At 71.9% G+C, this 26308-nt stretch carries 26 protein-coding genes; 13 read left to right on the top strand and 13 right to left on the bottom strand.

Annotated elements, in window-relative coordinates; genetic code table 11:
• Positions 1-52: 52 nt before the first annotated feature.
• The 3 genes from LE181_RS15420 (at position 53) to LE181_RS15410 (ending at position 2932) form a co-directional block, all read left to right on the top strand.
• Positions 53-862, top strand: a complete 810-nt coding sequence (locus tag LE181_RS15420; RefSeq protein ID WP_225661848.1) for a helix-turn-helix transcriptional regulator — start codon at positions 53-55, stop codon at positions 860-862.
• Between the two features lie 82 nt (positions 863-944).
• Positions 945-1607: a GntR family transcriptional regulator gene (locus tag LE181_RS15415; protein WP_225661847.1), complete on the top strand. Its 663-nt coding sequence runs from the start codon at positions 945-947 to the stop codon at positions 1605-1607.
• Complete coding sequence (locus LE181_RS15410; protein WP_225661846.1) at positions 1604-2932, top strand: MFS transporter; 1329 nt, start codon at positions 1604-1606, stop codon at positions 2930-2932. Before LE181_RS15415 ends, LE181_RS15410 begins: the two co-directional genes overlap by 4 nt.
• On the opposite strand, the gene LE181_RS15405 is transcribed toward LE181_RS15410, so the two are convergent.
• Positions 2922-3752, bottom strand: coding sequence for a maleylpyruvate isomerase family mycothiol-dependent enzyme (locus LE181_RS15405; RefSeq protein WP_225661845.1), 831 nt, complete (start codon positions 3750-3752; stop codon positions 2922-2924). The two genes, LE181_RS15410 and LE181_RS15405, sit on opposite strands and share 11 nt — an antisense overlap.
• Positions 3753-3902: 150 nt before the next feature.
• On the opposite strand from LE181_RS15405, the gene LE181_RS15400 reads away from it, so the two are divergent.
• Positions 3903-4682 (top strand): carbon-nitrogen family hydrolase, encoded by a 780-nt coding sequence (locus LE181_RS15400; RefSeq protein WP_225661844.1) that lies wholly within the window; start codon positions 3903-3905, stop codon positions 4680-4682.
• Positions 4683-4768: 86 nt separating this feature from the next.
• Complete coding sequence (locus LE181_RS15395) at positions 4769-6574, top strand: NHL domain-containing thioredoxin family protein (RefSeq protein WP_225661843.1); 1806 nt, start codon at positions 4769-4771, stop codon at positions 6572-6574.
• 4 nt (positions 6575-6578) lie between these two features.
• Here the strand turns inward: LE181_RS15395 and LE181_RS15390 are convergent, their stop codons facing one another.
• The 4 genes from LE181_RS15390 to LE181_RS15375 all read right to left on the bottom strand — a co-directional run bounded on the left by LE181_RS15390 (position 6579) and on the right by LE181_RS15375 (position 10798).
• Entirely contained in the window at positions 6579-6803 is a 225-nt protein-coding gene (locus LE181_RS15390; RefSeq protein ID WP_225661842.1) for a DUF6458 family protein, read from the bottom strand.
• Between the two features lie 94 nt (positions 6804-6897).
• Positions 6898-7539, bottom strand: coding sequence for a DUF4232 domain-containing protein (locus tag LE181_RS15385; RefSeq protein WP_225661841.1), 642 nt, complete (start codon positions 7537-7539; stop codon positions 6898-6900).
• Positions 7540-7592: 53 nt separating this feature from the next.
• Positions 7593-8885: a M18 family aminopeptidase gene (locus LE181_RS15380; protein ID WP_225661840.1), complete on the bottom strand. Its 1293-nt coding sequence runs from the start codon at positions 8883-8885 to the stop codon at positions 7593-7595.
• 86 nt (positions 8886-8971) lie between these two features.
• A complete protein-coding gene (locus tag LE181_RS15375) occupies positions 8972-10798 on the bottom strand; it encodes an acyl-CoA dehydrogenase (RefSeq protein WP_225661839.1) in 1827 nt (608 codons plus the stop codon).
• Between the two features lie 130 nt (positions 10799-10928).
• Between LE181_RS15375 and LE181_RS15370 the strand changes: the two genes are divergently transcribed.
• Positions 10929-11381 (top strand): SseB family protein, encoded by a 453-nt coding sequence (locus LE181_RS15370; RefSeq protein ID WP_190108239.1) that lies wholly within the window; start codon positions 10929-10931, stop codon positions 11379-11381.
• 46 nt (positions 11382-11427) lie between these two features.
• On the opposite strand, the gene LE181_RS15365 is transcribed toward LE181_RS15370, so the two are convergent.
• A complete protein-coding gene (locus LE181_RS15365; RefSeq protein WP_225661838.1) occupies positions 11428-12342 on the bottom strand; it encodes a trypsin-like serine peptidase in 915 nt (304 codons plus the stop codon).
• A gap of 169 nt (positions 12343-12511) precedes the next feature.
• Between LE181_RS15365 and LE181_RS15360 the strand changes: the two genes are divergently transcribed.
• On the top strand, positions 12512-13459 hold the full coding sequence (locus tag LE181_RS15360) for a pirin family protein (RefSeq protein WP_225661837.1): 948 nt from the start codon (positions 12512-12514) through the stop codon (positions 13457-13459).
• A 24-nt stretch (positions 13460-13483) separates the two neighbouring features.
• On the opposite strand, the gene LE181_RS15355 is transcribed toward LE181_RS15360, so the two are convergent.
• Entirely contained in the window at positions 13484-14026 is a 543-nt protein-coding gene (locus LE181_RS15355; RefSeq protein ID WP_225661836.1) for a CD225/dispanin family protein, read from the bottom strand.
• A gap of 108 nt (positions 14027-14134) precedes the next feature.
• Positions 14135-16261, bottom strand: coding sequence for an ATP-binding SpoIIE family protein phosphatase (locus tag LE181_RS15350; protein WP_225661835.1), 2127 nt, complete (start codon positions 16259-16261; stop codon positions 14135-14137).
• A 161-nt stretch (positions 16262-16422) separates the two neighbouring features.
• Here LE181_RS15350 and aspS point away from each other — a divergent pair, with 161 nt between their 5' ends.
• Positions 16423-18219, top strand: coding sequence for an aspartate--tRNA ligase (aspS, locus tag LE181_RS15345; RefSeq protein ID WP_225661834.1), 1797 nt, complete (start codon positions 16423-16425; stop codon positions 18217-18219).
• 60 nt (positions 18220-18279) lie between these two features.
• On the opposite strand, the gene LE181_RS15340 is transcribed toward aspS, so the two are convergent.
• The 4 genes from LE181_RS15340 to LE181_RS15325 all read right to left on the bottom strand — a co-directional run bounded on the left by LE181_RS15340 (position 18280) and on the right by LE181_RS15325 (position 21398).
• Positions 18280-18672 carry a DNA-binding response regulator gene (locus tag LE181_RS15340; protein ID WP_225661833.1) on the bottom strand — a complete coding sequence of 131 codons (393 nt, stop codon included), beginning with the start codon at positions 18670-18672 and terminating at the stop codon, positions 18280-18282.
• 138 nt (positions 18673-18810) lie between these two features.
• Complete coding sequence (gene metG, locus LE181_RS15335) at positions 18811-20532, bottom strand: methionine--tRNA ligase (protein ID WP_225661832.1); 1722 nt, start codon at positions 20530-20532, stop codon at positions 18811-18813.
• Positions 20533-20755: 223 nt separating this feature from the next.
• On the bottom strand, positions 20756-21019 hold the full coding sequence (locus LE181_RS15330) for a hypothetical protein (RefSeq protein ID WP_308103136.1): 264 nt from the start codon (positions 21017-21019) through the stop codon (positions 20756-20758).
• A gap of 19 nt (positions 21020-21038) precedes the next feature.
• Positions 21039-21398: a hypothetical protein gene (locus LE181_RS15325; protein ID WP_225661831.1), complete on the bottom strand. Its 360-nt coding sequence runs from the start codon at positions 21396-21398 to the stop codon at positions 21039-21041.
• Between the two features lie 325 nt (positions 21399-21723).
• On the opposite strand from LE181_RS15325, the gene LE181_RS15320 reads away from it, so the two are divergent.
• From LE181_RS15320 to LE181_RS15300, 5 genes are all read left to right on the top strand, one after another.
• On the top strand, positions 21724-22617 hold the full coding sequence (locus tag LE181_RS15320; RefSeq protein WP_308103135.1) for a hypothetical protein: 894 nt from the start codon (positions 21724-21726) through the stop codon (positions 22615-22617).
• Between the two features lie 59 nt (positions 22618-22676).
• Positions 22677-23255 (top strand): Uma2 family endonuclease, encoded by a 579-nt coding sequence (locus LE181_RS15315; protein WP_225661830.1) that lies wholly within the window; start codon positions 22677-22679, stop codon positions 23253-23255.
• 66 nt (positions 23256-23321) lie between these two features.
• Positions 23322-23810 (top strand): GNAT family N-acetyltransferase, encoded by a 489-nt coding sequence (locus LE181_RS15310; protein ID WP_225661829.1) that lies wholly within the window; start codon positions 23322-23324, stop codon positions 23808-23810.
• 93 nt (positions 23811-23903) lie between these two features.
• Positions 23904-24557 carry a response regulator transcription factor gene (locus LE181_RS15305; RefSeq protein WP_225661828.1) on the top strand — a complete coding sequence of 218 codons (654 nt, stop codon included), beginning with the start codon at positions 23904-23906 and terminating at the stop codon, positions 24555-24557.
• A complete protein-coding gene (locus tag LE181_RS15300) occupies positions 24554-25600 on the top strand; it encodes a sensor histidine kinase (RefSeq protein ID WP_225661827.1) in 1047 nt (348 codons plus the stop codon). Before LE181_RS15305 ends, LE181_RS15300 begins: the two co-directional genes overlap by 4 nt.
• Here LE181_RS15300 and LE181_RS15295 read toward each other — a convergent pair.
• On the bottom strand, positions 25542-26252 hold the full coding sequence (locus LE181_RS15295) for a vWA domain-containing protein (protein ID WP_225661902.1): 711 nt from the start codon (positions 26250-26252) through the stop codon (positions 25542-25544). The two genes, LE181_RS15300 and LE181_RS15295, sit on opposite strands and share 59 nt — an antisense overlap.
• Positions 26253-26308: the final 56 nt, after the last annotated feature.

Genomic DNA, 26308 nt, shown 5'->3' with positions numbered 1-26308 from the left:
GCAATTTACTTAACAATGACCGACACTTGCACTGTCGGATTTGGAGGGCGCAGTGGAGCGTGTGGATGGCGAGTCCATCAGCCGTCTGCTCCGTGCCTGGCGCGGCCGGATCGACGCGAGAACCGTGCGCGAGCTGCGCGGCGTCGTCCCGCGTCCCGGCCGCAGACTCTCCCAGGCGCATGTCGCCCGCATGACGGGCGTCAGCGAGGGCTGGTACCGGGCACTGGAGGCGGGCCGGCGGCAGGACTTCTCCGAGAACTTCCTCCTGCGGGTCGCCCAGGCGCTGCGGCTGAGCGAGGCGGAGACGCTCACGCTGTTCCTGGCCGTCTGCGGCCGCAGGCCGCCGGGTTCGGGCCGGGAGCAGACCGACCTGCCGCCGGGCGTCAAGGCCCTCCTCGAACAGCAGGTCTCCTACCCCGCCTATCTCTCCGACCTGGCCTGGAACGTCGTCGCGGCCAACTCGCTCATGGGCGAATGGTTTCCCTGGGTGCTGCGCCCCAAGCCCAACCTCATGCGCTGGGCCCTGCTGCACCCCGAGGCCCGCGAGCAGATGCTCGACTGGGAGGACAGCTGCGCCCGCACCTACCTCGCCATGCTCCGCGTCGCCGCCAACAGCAACCCCGGCAACGGCGAGCTGCGCGCCCTCGTCGAGGAGATACTCGACGCCGACGCGGACTGCCGGCGCATATGGGCCGAGGAGTTCGACGTGGTCGAGCACCGCGACGGCCACGTCTTCCGGCTGCGCCTGCCGTACCACGGCCGCCGCGAGATACGCGTGACGAGCCATGTCCTGCTGCCCATACAGCGCACCGACCTGAGGTTCGTCTTCATCACCCCGGCCGACGGCTGGGCCGGCATCTGAACGACCCGCACCGCGGGTGCGCGATCGTCCGGATCGCGGACGGGGCCTCACCACGCATCTGTGTTGTATCTATGCTGTGCGCATGCCATCCGCGCCCGCCGTCCAGGTCAGACAGCCCCCCGCCGCCGAGCGCGTGTACGCGCACGTCAAGGACGCGGTACTGCAACGGCGTTACGAAGGCGGAACGCTCCTGACCGAAGGCGACCTGGCCGAGGCCGTCGGGGTCTCCCGCACGCCCGTCCGCGAGGCGCTGCTGCGGCTGGAGGCGGAGGGGCTGCTCAAGCTCTACCCGAAGAAGGGGGCGCTCGTCCTCGCCGTGTCCGCACAGGAGATCGCGGACGTGGTGGAGACCCGGCTGCTGGTGGAGAAGCACGCGGCCGGCAAGGCCGTCCCCGCGCCGCCGCAGCTCATCGCCCGGCTGGCGGAACTCGTCGAGGACATGCGCCGGCAGGCCGCCGCGGGCGACCTCGCCGCCGTCTCCCTCAGCGACCGCGCCTTCCACGCCGAGATCGTGCGCAACGCCGGCAACCGCATCCTCTCCGGCCTCTACGAGCAGCTGCGCGACCGCCAGCTGCGCATGGGGGTGGCCGTCATGCACGCACACCCCGACCGGATCGCCAAGAACATCGCCGAACACACCGAGATCCTGGAGGCGCTGCGCTCCGGGGACGCCGCGGCGGCCGTCGCCGTCGTCGACCGGCACGTCAGTTGGGTACGCAATCTGGCCCGGGGGGACATCCGATGAGCTCAGGCTCCACAGCACTGCCCGGCGACCCTCCCGGCGGCCGCCGGGCCATGGCCGTCTGGGGGATCGGCGTCGCCGTCTACTTCGTCGCCATCATCTTCCGCACCAGCCTCGGCGTCGCCGGCATCGACGCGGCCGAGCGCTTCGACATCAACGCCTCGGCCCTGTCGACCTTCTCCATCCTCCAACTGCTCGTCTACGCGGGCATGCAGATACCCGTCGGCCTCATGGTCGACCGGCTGGGCACCCGGAAGGTGCTCGCCCTGGGCGTCGTGCTCTTCACCACCGGCCAGTTCGGCTTCGCGCTCGCCCACTCCTACGGCACGGCCCTCGCCTGCCGGGCCCTGCTCGGCTGCGGCGACGCGATGACGTTCATCAGCGTGCTGCGCCTGGGCGCCCGGTGGTTCCCCGCCCGCAACGGCCCGATGATCGCGCAGGTGGCGGCGCTGTTCGGGATGGCGGGCAACCTCGTCTCCACCCTCGTCCTGGCCCGGCTGCTGCACGACGCCGGCTGGACGCGGACGTTCGCCGGCAGCGCGGGCGCGGGCGTCGTCGTGCTCGTCCTGATGCTGGCCTTCCTCAAGGACCACCCCGAGGGCTTCGAACCCGCTCCCGGCGCCCGCCCCGGCAAGGGCTCCGTGCGGCAGCAGATCGCCCTGGCGTGGCGGGAGCCCGGCACCCGGCTGGGCCTGTGGGTCCACTTCACCACGCAGTTCCCCGCCATGGTCTTCCTGCTGCTGTGGGGGATGCCGTTCCTGGTGGAGTCCCAGGGGCTGGCGCGCGGCACGGCCGGCTCCCTGCTGACGCTGGTCGTGCTGGCCAACATGGCCATCGGCCTGGTCTACGGGCAGATCATCGGCCGCCACCACGCGGCCCGGCTGCCGCTCGTCCTCGGCACGCTCGGCGCGACGGCCCTGCTGTGGGCGGTGGCCATCGGCTGGCCGGGCGAGCACGCCCCCCTGTGGCTGCTGATCACGCTGTGCACAGTGCTCGGCGCCTGCGGGCCCGCCTCGATGATCGGCTTCGACTTCGCCCGTCCCGCCAACCCTCCCGAGCGGCAGGGCACCGCCTCCGGCATCGTCAACATGGGCGGCTTCCTCGCCTCCATCACCACGCTGCTGGCCGTGGGGCTGCTGCTCGACTGGACCGGCGGCGACTACGGGGCGGCCTTCTCCTGCGTGTTCGTCCTCCAGGGGCTGGGCCTCTCCCAGATCCTGCGGCTGCGCGGCCGGGCACAGCGGCGCGAGCGGGAGCGCGTCGTGGCGTCCCGCGTGGAGACCGTGCACGTGCCCGTACGCCCGGACAGCGGCGGCCTCAGGGCGTGACCGCGAACCTCCGCAGGATGGCGCCCGCCAGCTCCTGATCGCCCTCGACCTCGATGCGGTCCGCCACCGCCTCCGGCCGCACCCGGCCGCACGCCAGCCGGGCGTAGGTCTCCCAGTCCAGCGAGAGCGCCACCGTCGGCCCCAGCGAGACGCTGCTGTCGATCGTCCCCCTGCCCTGCGGCCCCACGCGCACCGTCCGCAGGAACTCCAGCGGCCCGTGCACGTCGAAGGCCACCGTCGTCCCCGGCCGCGCGCCCGCGTTCTGGGCTACCACCCCCGGCAGCGCCTCCAGCAGGAACTCCTGGGCGACGACCGCGCCGGGCGAGTCCAGGTTGCCCGGCATGCCGAGGGCGCGGCGCAGGTCCTGCTCGTGCGTCCACACGTCGAACGCCCGCAGCTGCAGCGTCCGGTCGAGGGTGCGCTCGGTGCCGCTGCCCAGCGGCCAGCGCACCGGCGTCTGCGGGGAGCGGTGCTCGTTGCGCAGCTGCCGCGAGCGCCGGATGATCGTGTAGTCGAGCTCCGAGGTCATCTCCAGCGCGGTGTGACAGCGCCGCACGTCGACCTGGACCTCGATGTAGCGGGAGAACTCGTCGGTGACGTGCCGCAGATCGCGCGGCAGGGTGTGGATCGGCCGTGGCTCGCCCAGCATTTCGCACTCGACCCCGATGACGTGCGAGACCACGTCGCGCACCGACCAGCCCGGGCACTCGGTGGCCCGGTTCCAGTCGCTCGCGGCGATGACGTTCACCAACTCGTTGACGGATTCGATCGCATGGGTCCAGGCATCGATCGCGGGCTGGAGGCTGGGGTGGACTGTCACGGGCTGATCCCTCGGGCGTTGCTGAACGGCAGGGCGGGGGCGTGCGTACGTGCGAAGCAAGTGCTGTCTGGGTCCTATGCAGTTAAGTTACGCTGCCCGTGGTCGCCTCGGCAGAGGTTTCGGGTGAGGGATGCGGAGAGTGGTGGTACCGTGCGCGCGTCGTTGATCCAGTTGGGCGTCGACCCGGCAGAGCCGGTTGACGCGCGCCGCGCCCGCGCGGCCGCCCTCGTGCGCGAGCAGCGCGGCAGCGACCTCGTGGTGCTGCCGGAGCTGTGGACGGTGGGCGCCTTCGCCTACGAGTCCTTCGCCTCCGGCGCCGAGCCGCTGGACGGCCCGACGGCCACCGTCATGGCGCAGGCCGCCCGGGACGCGGGCGTCTGGCTGCACGCGGGCTCCATCGTCGAGCAGGACCCCGACGGCCCCCTCTACAACACCTCGCTCGTCTTCTCCCCCTCCGGCGAACGGGCCGCCGCCTACCGCAAGATCCACCGCTTCGGCTTCGACAAGGGCGAGGCCGTCCTGATGGACGCCGGCGGCGAGCCCGCGACCGTCCGCCTGCCGGAGATCACCGCGGGCCTGGCGACCTGCTACGACCTGCGCTTCCCCGAGCTGTTCCGGGCCCTGGTCGACGAGGGCGCACAGCTCTTCGTCGTCCCCGCGGGCTGGCCGGCCCGGCGCCGCGGGCACTGGACGCTGCTGGCCCGCGCCCGGGCGCTGGAGAACCAGTCCTACGTCCTGGCCTGCGGCACCGCCGGCACCCACGCGGACGTCGAGCAGGCCGGGCACAGCATCGTCGTCGACCCCTGGGGCGAGGTCCTCGCCGAGGCGGGGGCGGACGAGGAGGTGCTGACCGTCGACCTCGACCCGGGCAGGGTGGCGACCGTCCGCGAGGACTTCCCGGCACTGAAGGACCGGGTCCTGCGCTCCTGACCGCGCCCGGCCCCGCCACATGAACGCCGTGTGTCGGCCCGCGGACGCGGGAATGCCCGTGCGAGCCGATGTTGTTGGATGGGGGCATGGCCCCACGAGCACGCGTCCGCGCCCCCGAACTCATCGGCAAGGGCGGCTGGCTGAACACCGGCGATCACGACCTCACCCTCGCTGACCTGCGAGGACGCATTGTCATCCTGGACTTCTGGACGTTCTGCTGCGTGAACTGCCTGCACGTCCTGGACGAGCTGCGCGAGCTGGAGGAGAAGCACCGCGACACCGTCGTGATCATCGGTGTGCACTCGCCGAAGTTCGTGCACGAGGCCGAGCACCAGGCCGTCGTCGACGCCGTCGAGCGCTACGAGGTGCACCACCCCGTCCTCGACGACCCCGAGCTCGCCACGTGGAAGCAGTACGCCGTCCGCGCCTGGCCCACCCTTGTCGTCATCGACCCCGAGGGCTACGTCGTCGCCCAGCACGCCGGCGAGGGCCACGCCCACGCCCTGGAGGCGCTCGTCGCCGAGCTGGAGGCCGAGCACGAGGCCAAGGGCACCCTGCGTCGCGGCGACGGCCCCTACGTCGCCCCCGAGCCCGTCGCCACGGACCTGCGCTTCCCCGGCAAGGCGCTGCGCCTGCCGTCGGGGAACCTCCTCGTCACGGACACCACCCGGCACCAGCTGGTCGAGCTGGCGGCCGACGGCGAGACGGTCGTGCGCCGCACCGGCACGGGCGAGCGCGGCTTCAGCGACAGTCCCGCGCGCTTCAGCGAGCCGCAGGGCCTCGCCCTGCTGCCGGACGGCACGGTGATCGTCGCCGACACCGTCAACCACGCGCTGCGCACCTACGACCCGGCCGACGGCACCGTGGGCACCGTGGCCGGCACCGGCCGCCAGTGGATGCAGGGGCAGCCCGTCTCCGGCCCCGCCCGCGACGTCGCGCTGTCCTCGCCGTGGGACGTGGCCTGGTTCGCCGACCGGCTGTGGATCGCCATGGCGGGCGTCCACCAGCTGTGGACGTACGACCCGGCCACGGCCACCGTCGAGGCGGCCGCCGGCACCACCAACGAGGGCCTGGTGGACGGCCCGGCGGCCGAGGCGTGGTTCGCCCAGCCCTCCGGGCTCGCCGCCACCGAGGACCGGCTGTGGGTGGCCGACTCCGAGACCTCGGCGGTGCGCTGGGTGGAACGGGACGGAGAGGGCTTCGCCGTCCGCACCGCCGTCGGCACCGGCCTCTTCGACTTCGGCCACCGCGACGGCGACGCCGCGCAGGCGCTCCTGCAGCACCCGCTCGGGGTCACCGCCCTGCCCGACGGCTCGGTGGCGGTGGCGGACACGTACAACCACGCGCTGCGCCGCTTCGACCCGGCGACGGGCGAGGTGACGACCCTGGCGACCGACCTGCGGGAGCCGTCGGACGCCGTCCTCGTCGACGACGACATCGTCGTGGTGGAGTCGGCCCGGCACCGGCTGACGCGTCTGCGCCTGCCGGAGGAGGCGGTACGGGTCGAGGCGGTCGCCCACCGCACGCAGCGGGAGGCGACGGAGGTGGCCCCCGGCACGCTGCTGCTGGACGTGGTCTTCCAGGCCCCGGCGGGCCAGAAGCTGGACACCCGCTACGGGCCGTCCACGCGCCTGCTCGTCAGCTCCACGCCGCCCGCTCTGCTCGCGGAGGGCGCCGGGCAGGGCACGGACCTGCACCGCGAGCTCGTGCTGGCGGACGGGGTGACCGAGGGCGTGCTGCACGTCTCGGCGATGGCGGCGTCCTGCGACGACGACCCGGCCAACGAGTACCCCGCCTGCCACATGCACCAGCAGGACTGGGGCGTCCCGGTGCGGGTCGTCGCCGGTGGCGCGGGCCGGCTGCCGCTGGTGCTGGCGGGCCTCGACGGCTGACCGGTCAGCGCACGTACCGGTGGTCCTCCTCGACGACGGGGGCCGCCGGGGGCGGCGCCTGCACCCTGCGCCGCTTGAAGATGCTCACGTAGGCGCACAGGCCGAGGACGCCCGCCGCCATGAGGATCAGGCCCACCAGGGTGACGTTGATGCCCTGCATGTGCCAGTCGACCGCGAACGTGAGGATGCCCCCCGCCGCGATCAGAGCGATGCACCATCCCATGCCCATGGGGATACGCCTCCCGGAGTGATCGGCCGTGCCGGCGGGCCGGAGGGCTCGCCGGCCGGGCACGGGTGCGGGTACCCCGGGCGGGGGCGGCGAATCACATGGCGGGCTTCGCGGCGGGGCCCACCCACTCCTGGGCACCGGCCTCGTCGTACACCCAGTACGTCGTGCGGACCTTGTCGTCCACGTGCAGCTTCCCGCCGGGCAGGGCCGGGCGGGCCGGGGCGCCCGGGAGGGGGTCGGGCCTGCGGCGGTCGGGCGCCTGGAAGGTGACGGAGAGCCGGGTGACGTCGCGTCCCTTGCCGCCCGAGCCGTCGGCGGCGGTGGTCAGGATCGCGGCGTACGCGGCCTTGCCGGGGCGCAGCCCGATCCTGTCCTGCGTCGCGCTCTCCTCGACGGGGGCGACGGTGGCCTGGTCCTGGTCGAAGCGCAGGTAGGGGAAGCCGTCGACGAGGCAGAGCTTGTCGGAGGTGTTGGTCGCCACCAGCAGGGCGTGCTCGGCGGGGGACTTCGCGACCCGGACCTCGACCTTGAGGGCGCCGCTGCAGGGGTTCTCGGGTGCCGGGACGACGGGCTCCGGGGTGGCCGCCGGCGTGCCGGAGGCGGGCGCGGCCGAGGTGGGTGCGGCCTTGTCGGCCTCGTCCTTCGTGCCGCCCTCACCGCCGCCTCCGCAGGCGGTGAGGGTCAGGGCGGCCACGGCGGCGAGCGCGGCGGCGGTCCGAAGGCTACGGCTGGTCATGATGGTTCCCCCGATGGGACGTTCGATGGTGGTGCGTCTCGGGGGGCTGTATATCAGCCTTCCAGGAAGGCGGTCAGCGCAGACGCCAGCAGGTGGGGGTCCTCGGCACCGCACAGTTCGCGCGCGGAGTGCATGGACAGGATCGCGACGCCGATGTCGACGGTGGCGATGCCGTGCCGCGCGGCCGTGATGGGACCGATGGTCGTGCCGCAGGCCACCGCGTTGTGGGAGACGAAGTGCTGCATCGGCACGCCCGCCCGCTCGCAGGCGGCGACGAACACGGCCCGCCCGCCGCCGTCCGTGGCGTAGCGCTGGTTGACGTTGGTCTTGAGGATCGGGCCGCCGTTGGGCATCGGGTGGTGGCCCGGCTCGTGCCGCTCGGAGTAGTTGGGGTGGACGGCGTGGCCGGTGTCGGAGGAGAGGCAGACGGTGCCGGCGAAGGCCCGGGCCCGGTCCTCGTAGGTGCCGCCGCGCGCGAAGACGGAGCGCTCCAGGACGTTGCCGAGCAGCGGGCCCTCGGCGCCGGTGTCGGACTGGCTGCCGTTCTCCTCGTGGTCGAAGGCGGCCAGCACGGGGATGTACGGCAGGTCCGCAAAGGTGCTCGCGGCGACGAGGGCGGCGAGGCCGGCGTGCACGGACAGCAGGTTGTCCATGCGGGGGCCGGCCAGCAGCTCGCGGTCGCGGCCGAGGTAGGCGGGCGCCTCGACGCTGTGCGTCATCAGGTCCCAGCCGGCGACCTCCTCGGCGGCGACGCCGGCCTCTTCGGCGACGAAGCGGATCAGGTCGCCCTCGCCCACCTCGCCCAGGCCCCAGATGGGCGTCATGTGGCGCTGCTTGTCGAGCTTGAGGCCGTCCTGGTTGACGCCGCGGTCGAGGTGGATGGCGAGCTGGGGCACGCGCAGCAGCGGCCGGTCGACGTTGACGAGGTGGTGGCTGCCGTCCCGCAGGGTCAGCCGGCCGGACAGGCCGAGGTCGCGGTCGAGCCAGGTGTTGAGCAGCGTGCCGCCGTAGAGCTCGACGGCGACCTGCCGCCAGCCGTGCGCGCCGGTGTCGGGCAGCGGCTTGACGCGCAGGTTGGGGGAGTCGGTGTGCGCCCCGATGATGCGGAACGGCGTGGCGGGGCTCGCGCCCTCGGGCACGTACCAGGCGATGACGGCACCGCCGCGCGTCACGTAGCGGCCGCCTGCCCGACCGTCCCAGGCGTCGGTCTCCGCGACCTGACGGAAGCCGGCCTTCTCCAGCCGCGCGGCGGTGCTCGCCACCGCGTGGAACGGCGACGGGCTGGCCGCCAGGAACGTCATCAGGTCGTCGGTGTGGCCGCGGTCGAAGCGGTGCGCAGAGCTCATGGCCTCAGGATAAGGATCAGGGCAAGAGCCGGACGGGCCTTTCGGCGCCCGGCTCCTGCCCTGGTGCAGCGGTTCGTCGGGGTCGGCTAGAACGCGGCCTCGTCCAGCTCCATCAGGGAGTTGTCGACGGCCTCGGCGAGCGAGCGCTCGACGGAGACGCGCGGCAGGATCTCGGTCGTGAAGAACTTCGCCGCCGCGATCTTGCCGGTGTAGAACGCCTTGTCCTTGGCGGAGGCGCCGGCGAGCTTCTCGGCGGCCACGGCCGCGCCCTTGAGGAGCAGGTAGGAGACGACGACGTCACCGGAGGCCAGCAGCAGGCGGGTGGTGTTCAGGCCGACCTTGTAGATGTTCTTGACGTCCTCGCCGGTGGCGGTGAGGTCGGTGATCATCTTGCCGACGATCGCCTCCAGGTCCACGGCGGCCTTGGCGAGCGCACCGCGGGCGCCGGCCAGGTCCTCGCCGCCGGCCTCGGAGGCCAGGAACTTCTTGATCTCCTCGGAGAGGGTGTTCAGGGCCTGGCCCTGGTCACGGACGATCTTCCGGAAGAAGAAGTCCTGGCCCTGGATCGCCGTGGTGCCCTCGTAGAGGGTGTCGATCTTCGCGTCGCGGATGTACTGCTCGATCGGGTACTCCTGCAGGTACCCGGAGCCGCCGAAGGTCTGCAGCGACTGGGCGAGCTGCTCGTAGGACTTCTCGGAGCCGTAGCCCTTGACGATCGGCAGGAGCAGGTCGTTGAGGCCGTGCAGCGCCTTGGCGTCCTCGCCCGCGGCCTCCTTGACCATGATCTCGTCCTGGACGGAGGCGGTGTAGAGGACGAGGGCGCGCATGCCCTCCGCGTACGCCTTCTGCGTCATCAGCGAGCGGCGCACGTCGGGGTGGTGGGTGATGGTGACCTTGGGCGCGGTCTTGTCCATGAAGTTGGCCAGGTCCGGGCCCTGCACGCGCTCCTTGGCGTACTCCAGCGCGTTGAGGTAGCCGGTGGAGAGGGTGGCGATCGCCTTCGTGCCGACCATCATGCGGGCGAACTCGATGATCATGAACATCTGGCGGATGCCGTCGTGCTTCTCGCCGATGAGCCAGCCCTTGGCGGGGTGCTTGTCGCCGAAGGTCATCTCGCACGTGTTGGACGCCTTGAGGCCCATCTTGTGCTCGACGTTGGTGGCGTAGACGCCGTTGCGCGCGCCCAGCTCGCCGGTCTCCCAGTCGAACTCGAACTTCGGCACGAGGAAGAGCGACAGGCCCTTGGTGCCCGGGCCGTGGCCCTCGGGGCGGGCGAGGACGTAGTGGAAGATGTTCTCCGCCATGTCGTGCTCACCGGAGGTGATGAAGCGCTTCACGCCCTCGATGTGCCAGGTGCCGTCCTCCTGCTTGACGGCCTTGGTGCGGCCGGCGCCCACGTCCGAGCCGGCGTCCGGCTCGGTCAGCACCATGGTGGAGCCCCACTGCTTCTCCACCGCGATCTTCGCGATGTGCTTCTGCTGCTCGGTGCCCTCCTCGAAGAGGATGCCGGCGAAGGCCGGGCCCGAGGAGTACATCCAGATGGCCGGGTTGGAACCCAGGATGGACTCGGCGTAGGCCCAGATCAGCGAGCGCGGGGCGGTGGTGCCGCCGATCTCCTCCGGGATGCCCAGGCGCCACCACTCGGCGTCCATGTACGCCTGGTAGCTCTTCTTGAACGTGTCCGGAACCGGGGCGGTGTTGGTCTCGGGGTCGAAGACCGGGGGGTTGCGGTCGGCGTCGGCGAAGGACTCGGCCAGCTCGTTCTCCGAGAGGCGCGTGATCTCCGACAGGATGTCCTTGGCGGTCTCGACGTCCATCTCCGCGAACGGACCGGAGCCGTACAGCTTGTCGCGGCCGAGAACCTCGAAGAGGTTGAACTCGATATCGCGGAGATTCGACTTGTAGTGGCCCATGACAGACGGCTCCGTAGGTGACGGGAGGGCGATCCTCTGTGCGTACCGGTCAGTAAGCTCCATGATGCTACCGGCCGGTAATAAGACGCAAGACCTGATCGACCAACTGTGACTCGTTACTCTTCAGGGCATGTACGGCTACGACCAGAACGCGGCACAGCAGGGCTACGTGCCCCCGCAGCAGCAGGGCGGCTACGGCGAGCAGCCGCTCTACCCCGAGCCGTCGCCCCCTTCGCTCGCCGACGCGGTCCGCGCCTTCACGACGGGCCAGATGGCCGCCGAGGACTTCCAGACGGTCTTCTCGCACTCCAAGGTCTACTGCCCCCGCGGTGACAACCCGGGCTTCCTGGCGCTGCACAACACCCAGCAGCCGGTGATCCCGATGTTCACGTCCCTGAAGGAGCTGCGGCGGTACGCGGGCAAGGAGTCCAAGTACTTCGTCATCACGGGCGCCGAGGTGCTCGACCTCCTGCCGACCGGATACGGCTTCGTCCTGGACATGGAGGGCGACCACCGCATGGTCTTCGACGCCAAGTCGGTCGAGCAGATGGTCGACTTCGCCATGCGCCGCATGTACGGCTAGCGGTTCCGTCGGGGCCGGGGTGCCGCCGGTGGTGCCCCGGGCCCGGTCAGCGCGTCGCGCGGCGGTAGAGCCGCTCGGCCGCGTCGCCGAAGTAGGCGCTGTACGACGTCTGCTCGTCGCCGCCCTCGTCCTTGCCGCCGAGGACGCCCACGAGCGTCCCCAGTCCCGTCGCCGGGTCCACGTCCGTCAGGAACGGGCTGCCGCTCGTCCCGTTCGGCAGCCCCTCGCAGTCGAAGCGCACCTGCGAGGCGCTCTCCGCGTCCGTCGTGTTCCGGCAGGCCACCGGCCGCTCCCCGGCGTTGGGATAGCCCAGTACCTGCGTCGGCAGCCGCCGCGCCGGCTGGAAGCGGACGCGCTCGGCTCCCGTGACCCCCTCGATGCGCCCCCTCGGGTCGCCGGCGGAGGGCCGCACCCGCAGGAACGCCACGTCGTGGTCCGGATCCCGGTCCGCGGCCCACTCCGGGTCGATGTCGATCGACGTCGGCACCCACACCCCGTACGGCGCACCGCCGTCCCGGTAGCCGGGCACGAACGCCAGATCGGTGCGGAAGCCGTCCATGTACACGCAGTGCGCGGCGGTGACGACGAGGTCGCCCGCCGGACTGTGCACCACGCTCGCCGTGCAGCCGTGCGCCGGCTCGCCCTGGGCGGTGTAGAAGAGCGGCCCCACGGCCGCCGTCGGGGGCACCTCGGCCGCCGCGGGCGGCTGCGCCGCGCGGAGGGTCTCGCCGCGGTCCCCGCCGTCCGCGGGCCGCCCGGGGGCGGGCACCCGCTGGACGACGCCCTCCAGGGCCCGCGCCGCCTTGTCGCCCGCTTCCGGCGGCTGCCGGTAGTGCCCGGTCGCGTCCCCCCGGGCCAGCGGCGCGTCCGTCGCGAGCCCGTGCCGCGCGACGAACAGGCCCATGGCGATCAGGGCCGGCACGGCCAGGGCGGCGACGAGGGCGGCGTATCTCAGGCGCATTGATCAAGTGTCCACCCTGGGGGCGGAAGGCTGCGTTCCGCATTCCGGCGGGACGGGAAGTGCGAGAGGGCGTGCCGGGAACCCGGGGAGAACGCCGGCGGGAATGGATCCGCCCTTGCTGGTTGTTAAGTCTTCAACTAAATTGAACGCACAACCCGAGGAGGCTGACATGCCCGCCGTGACCGTCGAGAACCCGCTGATCCTGCCGCGCGTCGCCGCGCCCGCCGACGGCGTCCAGCGCCCGGTGCTGCACGTCGGCACCGCCCCCGGCGGCTTCGAGGGCGAGGGCTTCCCCGTCCGCCGCGCGTTCGCGGGGATCCCCTACCAGCACCTCGACCCGTTCATCATGATGGACCAGATGGGTGAGGTGGAGTACGCGCCCGGCGAGCCCAAGGGCACCCCCTGGCACCCCCACCGCGGCTTCGAGACCGTCACCTACCTGATCGACGGCACCTTCGTGCACCGCGACTCCCACGGGGGCGGCGGTGTGATCACCGACGGCGACACCCAGTGGATGACCGCCGGGTCCGGCCTGCTGCACATCGAGGCGCCGCCGGAGGCGCTCGTCGTCAGCGGAGGGCTCTTCCACGGCCTGCAGCTGTGGGTGAACCTGCCGAAGAAGGACAAGATGATGCCGCCCCGCTACCAGGACATCGGCAGCGGCAAGGTCGCCCTGCTCACCTCCTCCGACGGCGGCGCGCTGCTCCGGCTGATCGCCGGGAGCGTCGACGGGCACGAGGGACCGGGCATCACCCACACGCCCATCACGATGCTGCACGTGTCCCTGAACCCGGGCGCGGAGCTGACCCTCCCGTGGCGCGCGGACTTCAACGGGCTGGCCTACGCCCTCGCCGGCCGCGGCACCGCGGGCGCCGAGCGGCGTCCGTTCCGCACCGGCCAGACGGTGGTCTTCGGCAGCGGCGACGCGCTCACGCTGAAGGCGGACGCCTCCCAGGAGTCCCGGAGCCCGAACTTCGAGGTCGTCCTGCTGGGCGGGCGGCCGATCCGGGAGCCCATGACGCACTACGGCCCGTTCGTCATGAACACCCACGCCGAGCTCGCCCAGGCGTTCGAGGACTTCCAGGCGGGCCGCCTGGGCACGATCCCGGCGGAGTGACGGCGCCCGGTCACGTGCCGGTGGTCAATAGCCGTTGTCGGGGTAGTCGCCGCCCATGGAAGCCGCCAGGATGACAAAGATGATCACGAGTACGAAGCCGATCGCGGCGATGATGGTCGAGATCAGCGAGAACAGCTTCGCCTTCCCCGACGAGTCCTCCGCTCCCGCGTAGTCGCCCAGCGCGTACTTGCTGTTCACCTGTGAGGCGAAGACCACCGCCGGGATGCCGAGCGGCCAGAAGAGGAGGATCGAGATGATCGCCCAGACCAGGTGGTTGGCCGGTCGCGAGGGTGGCGCGTAGTACGGCTGCTGGGACTGCTGGGGCTGCTGCCACGCGCCCTGCTGCTGCGGGTTCCCCGGCGGAGGCTGCCAGGAGCTGTGCTGCGGGGCCGTCCCGGGCGGCGGCGGGGCCCAGCCCTGGGGCGGTGGCGGGTACCCGGCACCACCGTCGGCCGGCGGGACCGGGTGGGCGGTGCGGGTCGGTTCTTCGCTGCCCGGCGGAGGGCGGCCGGAAGGGGGCCGGTCCTCTGGCGGCGGTTGGCGGTCCTGCCACGGGTTCTGGCTCATGAGCCCTCCTCGTTCCCGTGTGAACTCGGAGTCCCCTGATTCCAGGCTCACCCCAGCGGCGGACCGCTGCAACCAGCCGCGCGCCCCTCGCCGCGCCACGCCCCGCCGCTACGTGATCGCCTCGAAGCCCGCGTCGGAGTCGGCCTCGTAGAGCTCGAACCAGATGTTCTTGCCCTCGCCGCGCGGGTCCACGCCCCAGGCACCGGCCAGGAGCTCCATGAGGACCAGGCCCCGCCCGGAGGAGGCCATCTCCCCCGGGTGGCGCCGGTGCGGCAGTTCGTCGCTGCCGTCGGCGACGTCGACGCGCATGCGCCGGCCGCCCGCCCGGCCCGATATCTCGGCGGTCAGCACCGCGTCCCCGTCCGTGTGCACGAGCACGTTCGTGACCATCTCGGAGACCATCAGCACCGCGGAGTCGGTCTGGTCCCCGTCGGGCCAGTCGTGCATCAGGTCGCGGATCTGCCGGCGGGCCTCGGCGATGCGCTCGGGCTCGGCCTGGGCGATGGTCAGGACCGTGCGGCGCGGCGGGCGGGGTGCGACGGCGGGGGCGCCGAGCCCGGCGGGGGCCGGGGCCTCGCGCCGGAGCAGCAGCAGGGCGATGTCGTCCTCGCGCCGGTCGATGAGCGGGCCGGTGGTGTAGTGCGAGGGCGGGCCGTGCACGGCCTGGACGAGGGTGTCGGCGAGCTCCTCCAGATTGCCGCCGTCCTCGTCGAGGGGGTGGCCCTCGATGATCTCGCGCAGCCGGCTCCAGCCGGTCTCCAGGTCGTGGCCGCCGGTCTCGATGAGGCCGTCGGTGCAGACCATCATCGTCTCGCCCGGTTCCAGGACGATCCGGCTGGTGGGGTAGTCGGTGTCCGGGATGATCCCCAGCGGCAGCCCGCCCGCCGTGGGGCGGACGAGCAGGGTGCCGTCGCTGAGCCGGATCGCCGGGTCGGGGTGGCCGGCCCGGGCGATGACCAGCAGGCCGCTGCTGGGGCAGACCTCGATGTAGAGGCAGGTGGCGAAGCGCTGGTCGGCGGCGTCGCCGTCGCCGTTGATCCCGGCGAGGAAGCGCGAGGCGCGCGAGAGCACCGCGTCCGGGTGGTGACCCTCGGAGGCGTAGGCGCGCAGCGCGATCCGCAGCTGGCCCATCAGCCCGGCGGCCCGGACGTCGTGGCCCTGGACGTCGCCGATGACCAGGGCGATCTTCCCGGAGGGCAGCGGGATCATGTCGTACCAGTCGCCGCCGACCTCCAGGCCGCCGCCGGTCGGCACGTAGCGGGCCGCCACGCTCATCCCGGGGATGTCGGGCTGGACGGTGGGCATCATCGAGCGCTGCAGACCCACGGTCAGCTCGCGCTCCGACTCGTGGACGCTGGCACGGCCGAGGGCCTGGGCCAGCATCCGGGCGACCGTGGTGAGCACCGAGCGCTCGTCGGGGGTGAAGGAGACCGGGACGCTGAAGCCGGCCATCCAGGCGCCGATGGTCCGGCCCGCGTTGATCAGCGGCAGGAAGGCCCAGGACTGCCTGCCGAAACGTTCCACCTTGGCGTGGACGGCGGGGAAGCGCCGCCGGTAGTCCTCGGGGGAGGGCAGGTAGACCGCGCGGCCGGTGCGGATGACCTCGGCGGCCGGGTCGTCGGTCTCGACGGGCTGGTCGAGGAATTCGTCCATGTCGCCGGGCCCGTAGCCGTGGTGGCCGATGAGCTTCACCCGGCCGCCCTCGTGGGCGAAGACCGCCAGCCCCGACGGCTCGAAGCCGGGCATCGACAGCATCGCCGCCACCCGCAGCACCTCGGACGTCGACCGCGCCTCGGCCAGCGCCCGGCCCGCGTCCAGCAGGAACGCCTCGCGGTTGCGCCGCCAGTCGCCCGTGACCTGCGTCCGGGCGGCGGACGTGCCCGGCTGCGGCTCCGGCACCTCCTCGATCGTGCCGACCAGCGAGTACTCGTTCCCGTGCCCGTACGGCCGGGTGCGGCTGCGCACGGTCCGCAGCACCCGGCCCTCGTCGTCGACGATCCGGATCCGCGCCTCGGCGAGGGTGCCCTCGGCCACGGCGAGGTTGATGATGCCCTGCACCTCCACCCAGTCCACGGCGTGAAAGCGCGCGCGGGCCGCGGACTCGCTCAGCTCCACCCGGGTGGGCGGCAGGCCCAGCAGCCGTGCCCCCTCGGCGTCGAACGTGACGGTGCGCGAGACGTTGTCCCATTGCCAGAGGCCGGTCGCGACGGCGGCCAGCACGTCCTCGGTGCGCATTGCCCCACTTTATGCAGGTCTGTGGAGGGGAGACCACCGATGCCGGGTGGGGCGATACCCTTGCTTGGTGCTGTATGCACGCTGACCGCACGCTAACCCAGGCCGGCGGTCTTCCGCAGCACGCTCTCGATCTACGCCTCCGACCACGACTTGGATGAATGATGCATCGGTACCGGTCCCACACTTGCGGCGAGCTCCGTGCGGCTGACGTCGACACCGACGTGCGACTGAGTGGCTGGCTGCACAATCGGCGCGACCTGGGCGGCATCCTCTTCATCGACCTGCGCGACCACCACGGCCTGGTCCAGCTCGTGGCCCGCCCGGGCACCCAGGCGAACGAGGCCCTGAGCCACCTGACCAAGGAGACCGTCGTCCGCGTCGACGGCAAGGTCATGAGCCGTGGCGCCGAGAACGTCAACCCCGAGCTGCCCACCGGCGAGATCGAGGTCGAGGTCACCGAGGTGGAGGTGCTGGGCGGCGCCGAGCAGATCCCCTTCACGATCAACGCCGACGACGGGGTGAACGAGGAGCGCCGTCTGGAGTACCGCTTCCTCGACCTGCGCCGCGAGCGCATGCACCGCAACATCATGCTGCGCTCCGCCGTCATCTCGGCGATGCGCCAGAAGATGACCGCGCTCGGCTTCAACGAGCTGGCCACCCCGATCCTGTCCGCCACCTCCCCCGAGGGCGCGCGCGACTTCCTGGTGCCCTCGCGCCTGCACGCCGGCAAGTTCTACGCGCTGCCGCAGGCCCCGCAGCAGTTCAAGCAGCTGCTGATGATCGCCGGTTTCGACCGCTACTTCCAGATCGCGCCGTGCTTCCGCGACGAGGACGCCCGCGCCGACCGCTCGCCGGGCGAGTTCTACCAGCTCGACATGGAGATGTCCTTCGTCGAGCAGGAGGACGTCTTCCAGGTCATCGAGAAGGTCATGACCGAGCTCTTCGAGGAGTTCGGCAACGGCCGCCACGTCACCTCGCCCTTCCCGCGGATCCCCTTCCGCGAGGCGATGCTGAAGTACGGCTCCGACAAGCCGGACCTGCGCTCCAAGCTGGAGCTCGTCGACGTCACCGACGTCTTCGAGGGCTCGGAGTTCAAGGCGTTCGCCGGCAAGCACGTCCGCGCGCTCGCCGTGCCGGCCCTGCAGGACCAGCCGCGCAAGTTCTTCGACGGCCTCGGTGACTTCGCGGTGGAGCAGGGCGCCAAGGGCCTGGCCTGGGTCCGAGTCGGCGGGGACGTCGAAAACCCGGCGCTGACCGGCCCGATCGCCAAGTTCCTCACCGAGGACAACGTCAAGGCCCTCACCGAGCGCCTGGGCCTGGAGCCCGGCCACGCGATGTTCTTCGGCGCCGGTGAGTTCGACGAGGTCTCCAAGATCATGGGCGCCGTGCGCGTCGAGGCCGCCAAGCGCGCCGGCCAGTTCGAGGAGAACGTCTTCCGCTTCTGCTGGATCGTCGACTTCCCGATGTTCGAGAAGAACGAGGACACCGGCCAGATCGAGTTCTCGCACAACCCGTTCTCCATGCCGCAGGGCGGCCTGGAGGCGCTGAACACGATGGACCCGCTGGACATCCTCGCCTGGCAGTACGACATCGTCTGCAACGGCACCGAGCTGTCCTCCGGCGCCATCCGTAACCACGAGCCCGAGGTCATGTACCGCGCCTTCGAGATCGCCGGTTACAGCAACGAGGAGGTCGAGAAGGAGTTCGGCGGCATGCTGCGCGCCTTCAAGTTCGGCGCCCCGCCGCACGGCGGCATCGCCCCGGGCGTCGACCGCATCGTGATGCTGCTGGCCGACGAGCCGAACATCCGCGAGACCATCGCCTTCCCGCTCAACGGCAACGCCCAGGACCTGCTCATGGGTGCGCCGAGCGAGGTCGAGGACGCCCGCCTGAAGGAGCTCCACCTGAGCATCTACAAGGGCGCGGCCAAGCCGACGGCGTACAAGCCGACGAAGTAACGTCGCAGCGCACGATCCAGCGCGAAGGGGCCCGGCACGATGTGCCGGGCCCCTTCGTCGTCAGCGGCCGCGGGAGTAGCCGCGCGCGGCGGTCATCGGCTCGCGGGGGCAGCATCCCGCCGCGTTGTGCACGGCCCGCTGCAGCCGCCCCGGGGTGAGCCGGTGGCCGTAGAGGACCGAGCGCACCCCGTACTCCGCGACGGCCATGAGCTCCGTCTCGCCGAGCTCGTCCGCGACGACGACCAGCGGGGCGCGGTCGGCGCGGGCCATGCGCCGCAGCGTGCCCGGGGCGTCCCGGTCGTGCTGTCCTATGACCAGGACGTCGACCGCGGCGCCCCCGTCGCCCCGCCGGGCGACGCGGATGCCGGGCAGCGCGCGCAGTTGCCGGACGAGCCGGTGGCGGCCGAGCTCGTCGTCGGCGTGGACGCTCACGGTGATGCGTTTCTCGAACACTGCTCTTCCTCGTCTCCCCCGCGTACCGAACACCCCCAGCGTGGCGGGGCGGGGTCAACGAACGATTGCCGAACGATCAACGCATGCGAGAAGGGCCCGGAACCAGTGGTTCCGGGCCCTTCCTGCGGTCCTCCGCGCTTACGCGGCGGTCTCCTCACCGCCGCCGAAGCGCTCGCGGTAGGCGGCCAGGTCGTCCTCGGTGATCTTCGCGAAGAGCACCGGCGGCACGGTGAACGGCGTACCGGCCGGGACGAACGTCAGGGACTTGGCCTCGTCCTGCGTGACCCAGGTGGCGGTGTCGTCCGCCAGCTGGAACGCCGAGCGCATGGCCGCGGCCGAGGCCGGGATGAACGGCGCGGAGACGATCGCGTAGAGGTGGATGAGGTTCATCGCGGTGCGCAGGGTCAGCGCGGCGCCCTCGGGGTCGGTCTTGATCTCCAGCCAGGGGGCCTTGGTCTCCAGGTAGGAGTTGCCCGCGCTCCACAGGGCGCGCAGCGCCTGCGCCGCCTTGCGGAACTGCATCTCCTCCATGTGCCGCTCGTACTCGGCGAGCAGCTCGGCGATCTGACGCCCCAGCTCCGCCTCGGCCTCGCCCTCCTCGCTGCCCGCCGGGACCTCGTCGCCGAAGCGCTTGCGGGAGAAGGACAGGACGCGGTTGACGAAGTTGCCGAGGACGTCGGCGAGGTCCTTGTTGACCGTGGCGGAGAACAGCTCCCAGGTGAAGGACGTGTCGTCCGACTCGGGGGCGTTGGCCATCATGAAGTAGCGCCAGTAGTCGGCGGGCAGGATCTCCAGGGCGTCGTGCGTGAAGACGCCGCGCTTCTGGGAGGTGGAGAACTTGCCGCCGTAGTAGTTGAGCCAGTTGAAGGACTTGACGTAGTCGACCTTCTTCCAGGGCTCGCGCGTGCCGAGCTGGGTGGCCGGGAACATCACCGTGTGGAACGGGACGTTGTCCTTGCCCATGAACTGCGTGTAGCGGACGTCGTCGGCCTCGTACCACCACGACTTCCAGTCGCGGCTCTCCGGGTCCTGGTCCGCCCACTCCTTCGTCGCACCGATGTACTCGACGGGCGCGTCGAACCAGACGTAGAAGACCTTGCCCTCGGCGGCCAGCTCCGGCCACGTGTCGGCCGGGACGGGCACGCCCCAGTCGAGGTCGCGGGTGATGGCGCGGTCGTTGAGGCCCTCGGCCAGCCACTTGCGGGCGATGGAGGACGACAGAACGGGCCAGTCCTTGCCGTGCTCGTCGATCCACGCCTCGACCTCGCCCTGCAGCTTCGACTGCAGCAGGAAGAGGTGCTTGGTCTCGCGCACCTCCAGGTCGCTGCTGCCGCTGATGGCGGAGCGGGCGTCGATCAGGTCGGTCGGGTCGAGCACGCGGGTGCAGTTCTCGCACTGGTCGCCGCGGGCCTTGTCGTAGCCGCAGTGCGGGCACGTGCCGACGATGTAGCGGTCGGGCAGGAAGCGGCCGTCGGTCAGCGAGTACACCTGGCGGATCGCCCGCTCCTCGATGAACCCGTTCTTCTGCAGCTGGCGCGCGAAGTGCTGGGTGATCTCGCGGTTCTCCGGGGAGGAGCTGCGGCCGAAGTAGTCGAAGGAGAGGTTGAAGCCGTCGTAGACGGCCTTCTGTGCGTCGTGCTGCTGAGCACAGAAGGCGTCGACCGGCAGACCGAGCTCCTTGGCGCCGAGCTCGGCGGGCGTGCCGTGCTCGTCGGTGGCGCAGATGTACAGCGTCTCGCGGCCGGTCTGACGCAGGAAGCGCGCGTAGACGTCCGCCGGGAGCATGGACCCCACCATGTTGCCCAGGTGCTTGATCCCGTTGATGTACGGAAGGGCGCTGGTGATGAGGTGTCGAGCCATTGCGGCTGCTCCCTGGTCGCTGTGTGGTCGGGCTTTGAGGTGGCACCTTTAGCGTATCCGAGGGCCAGGGGGGTGCCGCGCGGCGTTTATGACGGCTGTGTCAAGCGTTCGCGCCCCTTCCGGGCCTGCCGGGGCCTGGCCTGATCCGTGGTTTCGGGAAGGGGCGGGGTAGGGAAAGCCCACGCCCCCCGAGCCCACCCCATCGCCCCGCCCGTCGGGCGGATCAGCAGTCGGTGAACGGAGGGACCACGCGTGTGACGGCGATCAGCCGACAGCGGGAAAGAGGGAGAACGTAGAACCATCCGTCGGCGAGGAGCGGAACGCGACGCAGCCCGCCCGGCACACCTCGGTGGGAGCCTTCCCCGATATCCGTTACGTCCACGCCGACCTCGGCGAGGGTGACGAGCTCCGAGGCGAGCCGTTCCACCTCGGTGACGAAGCGGTCGGACAGTCCGGTGACGACGTGTTCGGCGGGTCGTACTCCCACCGCCAAGCGTCGGTGTCGCTCATGCGGTGCCGTGGTCCTCTCGCGCGATGCCCGCTTCGACGAACGCGACGTCCAGGATGCGGCCGATCTCGGAGGTGATCGCCCGGACCTCGGCGAGGTCGTCGGTCTCAGCTGCCCGGGCTTCCAGCCGGCGCAGGCGGTCGGCGCGCTCAGGGTGACGTTCGATGGCGACGTACACCGCCCACTGCCCGGTGAAGCGTCGCAGGGGAGCGGCGCTCACCAGGTCGCGGGCCTGCTGCAGGGCGGCTGCCCGCTCGGCATCGAACGTGCGGAGCGCGTGAGGGGCGAGGAGCGCGAGCGCGGCGCGGAGCTCTTCCGGACCGGCAGGCTGGGGGATGGGCGCGGAGGTGCTCTCCAACCCGCTGGTCCTTCCGGTCGGCGTGCTGTCCGGCAGTCTCTGACCGTAGACAGTGGGCGGGCAAGCACAGGCCAGGGCCCGGTGCCGTGGACTTGAGCTCCGGGCGTCGGGGGCCGGGCTCTGTTTCTGAGGAAGGGGTGGGTTGGTACAACCCACCCGCCCTCCCCTGTGCCGCCAAGTGCCGCGATACCACAGGGAGATGACTTTTCGTGACCGGGTTGCGACGGCGCGTCGCCAAGCCCTAGCGTGCGCAGCAACAAACAACCCCGGCAGGTGCTAGCAACACCATGCCGGGGTCTCACCACCAAGATCTGCAGAGGATCCTGTGGCTTACGAAGACTCTAACGGCGCCCCGCGCGGCTCCGCATCCCTCATGGCCAACCCGGGCTACGGCAAGCGCCTCGCCCCCGGCCAAGCCCCCCGCCGCAAGGGGGATTTCGCCCACCTGGCCCCGCGTGAGGCGGCCATCGCCGCGCTCATCGACGCCCTCCCCGAGGGCGCCGCCATGGACGCGAAGACCCTCGCCAGGCTGAGCCCCGACTACGGCCAGGCCGCGTGCCGCACCGCCCTCAACCGGCTCCACACCGCCGGTCACCTGCGGCGATTCCGTGAGCGCGCGCAGGCCGAGGACGGTGGGATGCGGTGGGTGACACACACGTACTTCTCGCGGACGGCCCGGGACGACGGCTGGTGGGAGCGCTTCTGGGCGGGGGACGTCGTGGAGGGCCGGGCACCGGTCCCGCCACCCCCGGCGCCTGCCGCCCGCCCCGCACGTTCACGGGCGTACACGGCGCTGGCCGGGTTGACCCGCGCCGATGACCGGCTCGCCCTGTCGGCGGCCGACTGTGCCGCGCTCGAACCGCTCGCGGCGGAGTGGTTCGCGCGGGGCGCCGGTGAAGCGCAGCTGGTCACGGCGCTGACGGCCGGGCTGCCGCCCCAGGTGCACGCCCCGGCGGCACTGATGCGCATCCGGCTGGTCGAGAAGCTGCCGCCGGAGCGCGAGCCGGAGCCGGAAACACGGCGGGTGCCCCTTCGGATCATGGAGTGCGCCGTGTGCGGCGTACCGGGACGCCCCGAGGCCCTGCCGGGCGGCATGTGCCGCGACTGCCGCGGCGAGCCACGGGCCCCCGAACCGGGCGCCCTGACGGCCGCCGAGGTCCGCGCGCGCGTCGCCGGGCTGCGGGCGGCCGTCCGTGCCGACGAAAGGGCCCGCACATGACCGCGGTGCACGACGCGTCTCCCGGCGTCGGGGCACCATGGAGGGGAGGAGGCGACGCCATGACCCCCAGGACCGTGCACCGGCCCCAGATGTTGGTCGAAGAGTTCGAGCAACTCGCCCGCGCCGCGCCGGAGACCGTCCGGCTGGAGTTCGTCAACGGAAAGATCGAGGTCAAGCCGGTGCCGGACGGGACTCACGGTGCGATTTTCATGTGGCTTCTCAAGGTCTGTATGCAGCAACGCCCTGAACTTTCGCTCTTTCCGGAGCAAGGGCTGAAGGTCGAGGCGTACCGCAAGGGCCGGGCGCGCCCTGACGGAGCACTCGCGCCTGACGAACACTTCGTCGGTCAGGGGGAGTGGGCGGATTCCGATGGCGTGCTGATGGCCGTCGAGATCACCTCGTACGACGCGGACACCAACCGTCGCGACCGTCGTGAGAAGCGGGACGGATACGCGGCTGCGGAGATCCCGCTCTACCTGCTGATCGACAGGGACGAGTGCATGCTCGTCCTCTACAGCGACCCGGACCGCGGCACATATCGCCACTGCACGTCGTGGCCTTTCGGCGACGTCGTCGAGATCCCGGCCCCCGTCGGCATCACCCTCCACACCGAGAAGCTCAAGGACTACGCCGACTGAGCAGCACGAGGCGCACCGCCCGAAACCCGCTTGCCGCCCGCGCTGCGCGCCCGGCACCCTCCCCGCATGATCGAACTGCGGGTCCTCACCCCCGACGACTGGCCGCTGTGGCGGCACCTGCGCCTCGCCGCGCTCGCGGACGCCCCGTACGCCTTCGGCTCCCGCCTCGCCGACTGGCAGGGGGACGGCGACCGCGAGGAGCGGTGGCGGGGGCGGCTGGCCGTGCCGGGGTCGTACAACCTCGTCGCCCTGCTGGACGGGCGGCCCGTCGGCATGGCGAGCGGCGTCCCCGGCGAGACGCCCGGGGCCGCCCAGCTGATCTCGATGTGGGTCGGCGGGCAGGCCCGCGGCCGGGGAGTCGGCGACCGCCTCGTCGGAGAGGTGGAGGCATGGGCGCGCCGGACGGGCGCCGGGACGCTGCGGCTCGCGGTGGTCCCGGGCAACGACCGTGCGTTCGCGCTCTACCGGCGCAACGGTCTGCACGACACGGGCCCGTGCGGCGACGCGCTCCCCGACGGGCGGCGGGAGCACGTCTTCGTCAAGTACTTGTCGTGAACCGGCCTCCGTGGAGACATTGGCGAAACATCCCCTCTGGTACACCCCCATTCTGGAAGGAAGGGGGCGTGCCGGACGAGAGGAAACGACGTCATGCGGGTGCTGGTCGCCGAGGACGAGGAAGTGCTGGCCGAGCTGGTGGCCACCGGGCTGCGGCGGGCGGGGTTCGCGGTCGACACCGTCTACAGCGGTGACGCCGCCCTCGCCTACCTCGGACTGCACGACTACGACGTCGTCGTCCTCGACCGCGACCTGCCCCGGGTGCACGGCGACGACGTCACCCGGCGCCTCGTCGCCGCCGGCTCGCGCACCCGCATCCTGATGCTGACGGCCGCCGGCTCCATGGAGGACCGCGTCGCCGGGCTGGACCTCGGGGCCGACGACTACCTCCCCAAGCCGTTCGAGTTCCCCGAGCTCGTCTCGCGCGTACGGGCGCTGCGCCGCCGCAGCGCCCGGCCCGCGCCGCCGCAGCTGGAGCGGCACGGACTCCGGCTCGACACCGTGCGGCGCACCGTCAGCCGCGACGGGCACGCGCTCGACCTCTCGCCCAAGGAGTTCGCCGTCCTGCAGATCCTCCTGGAAGCCGACGGGGCCGTCGTCAGCGCCGAGGAACTGCTCGAACGGGCCTGGGACGCGCACGCCGACCCCTTCACCGGCGCGGTGCGCGTCGCGATGAGCAAGCTGCGCGGCAAGCTCGGCGACCCGCCTCTGATCCGTACCGTGCAGGGCGTGGGGTACGCCCTGTGAGACGACCCGTACTGACCGCACGGACCCGCATCGCCGTCGCCTTCGGAGCCGCCTTCGCCGTGCTCGGCACGGGACTGCTCGTCACCGTCAACGTCCTGTCGCGCGCCGGCACGCAGGAGCGGGCGACGAGGATCGCGCGCACGGCCGTGCCGGTGGAGGTGTGGCCGCCGCAGCGGACGGTGACCGTCTCCACGATCTACCGGCTGTCGGGCGACGTCAGCGCCGCCGCCTCGCACGAGCTGATCGTCTGGTCGGTGGTGGCGCTGCTGGTGACCGCGCTGCTCGCGGTGGGTGTGGGCTGGTGGACGGCCGGGCTGTTCCTGCGGCCGGTCCAGGGGGCGTTCGACAGCCAGCGGCGGTTCATCGCCAACGCCTCGCACGAACTGCGCACGCCCCTGGCCACCCAGCGCGCCGCCATCCAGGTCGGGCTGGACGGCGCCCCCTCGCCCGAGGACCTCGCCCGCACCCGGCGGACGCTGCTGGAGACCAACCGCCACTCCGAGCGGCTCATCGACGGGCTCCTCCTCCTCGCCCGCAGCGAGCGCGGCCTGGACAGCCGCGAGGTGCTCGACCTCGCCGAGGTCGTGCGGGAGGAGGCCGACGCCCTGGCCGCCGACGCCGCACGGGCGGACGTACGGATCCGGGTGCGCGCCGTCCCCGCGCCCCTGACCGGCAACCGGCTGCTCCTCGCCCAGCTCACCGGCAACCTGCTGCGCAACGCCGTGGGCTACAACCACGGCGGCGGCAGCGTCGAGGTGTGCGTGCGGCCCGGCCGGCTCACCGTGGTCAACACCGGGCCGCGCGTCGCCGCCCGGGACGTCGGAACCCTCTTCGAGCCCTTCCGCCGGGGCGAGGGCCGCGAGAGGCTCGGCGGCGGTGCGGGACTGGGGCTGTCCATCGTGCGGTCGATCGCGCGCGCCCACGGGGGAACGGCGAAGGCCGCCCCCAACCCGCAGGGCGGCCTCCGTGTGGTCGTCGACCTGCCTACGGCAGGATCCCGGCGGCCCTGGCCTCGGCCAGCCACTCGGGGAACTCGACCATGAGCTCCTCGTACAGCTGCGCGTCCGCCAGCGCCCTGGGGTCGCGGCCCGCGTGGAAGAAACCGGCGTTGTCGACGACGCGCTTCTCCGGCACCGGCAGGTCGTCGAGCTTGCGCAGGAAGTCGAAGCCCTTGCCCTCCGGGTCGCCGAAGCCCACGAACTGCCAGAAGATCGGCAGGTTCGCCGCCTCGCACAGGGCCCGCTCGGCGGCCGGCTTGCTGTACGGGGCGCCGTCGGTCTGGAAGATGACGAAGGCGGGGTCGGTGGCGCCCGAGGCCCGGTAGTGGTCGATGACGGCCTCGATGGCCCAGTGGTAGTTCGTCCGGCCCATGTGGCCGTAGGACTCGTGGAGTTCCTGGATGCGGCCGTCGAAGTCGTTCAGGTCGAGCTCGGCCGTGCCGTCGACGTCCGTGGAGAAGAAGACCACGGGTACGACGCCGTCGTCGTCCAGGTGGGCGGCCAGGCCCAGGGCCTGCTCGGCGAGGTGCTGGACCGTGCCGTCCTTGTAGTAGCTGCGCATCGAGCCCGAGCGGTCGAGGACGAGGTAGACGGCCGCGCGCTGTCCGGCCAGGCCCTGCTTGCGCAGCGAGACGCCGGCCGACTTGTAGAGGCTGACGAGCTTCGGGGCCGTCCGCTGGACCTTCTCCAGGCTGATCGCCGCGCCGCCGCCCGCCGTGGGGACCGCCTCCGCGGGGGCCGTCTGCGCCGGGA

Source organism: Streptomyces sichuanensis, assembly GCF_020328095.1.
Lineage (GTDB): Bacteria > Actinomycetota > Actinomycetes > Streptomycetales > Streptomycetaceae > Streptomyces > Streptomyces cinnamoneus.
Note: the sequence above shows the minus strand (reverse complement) of the source record. Positions and strands in the feature narration are given on the sequence as shown.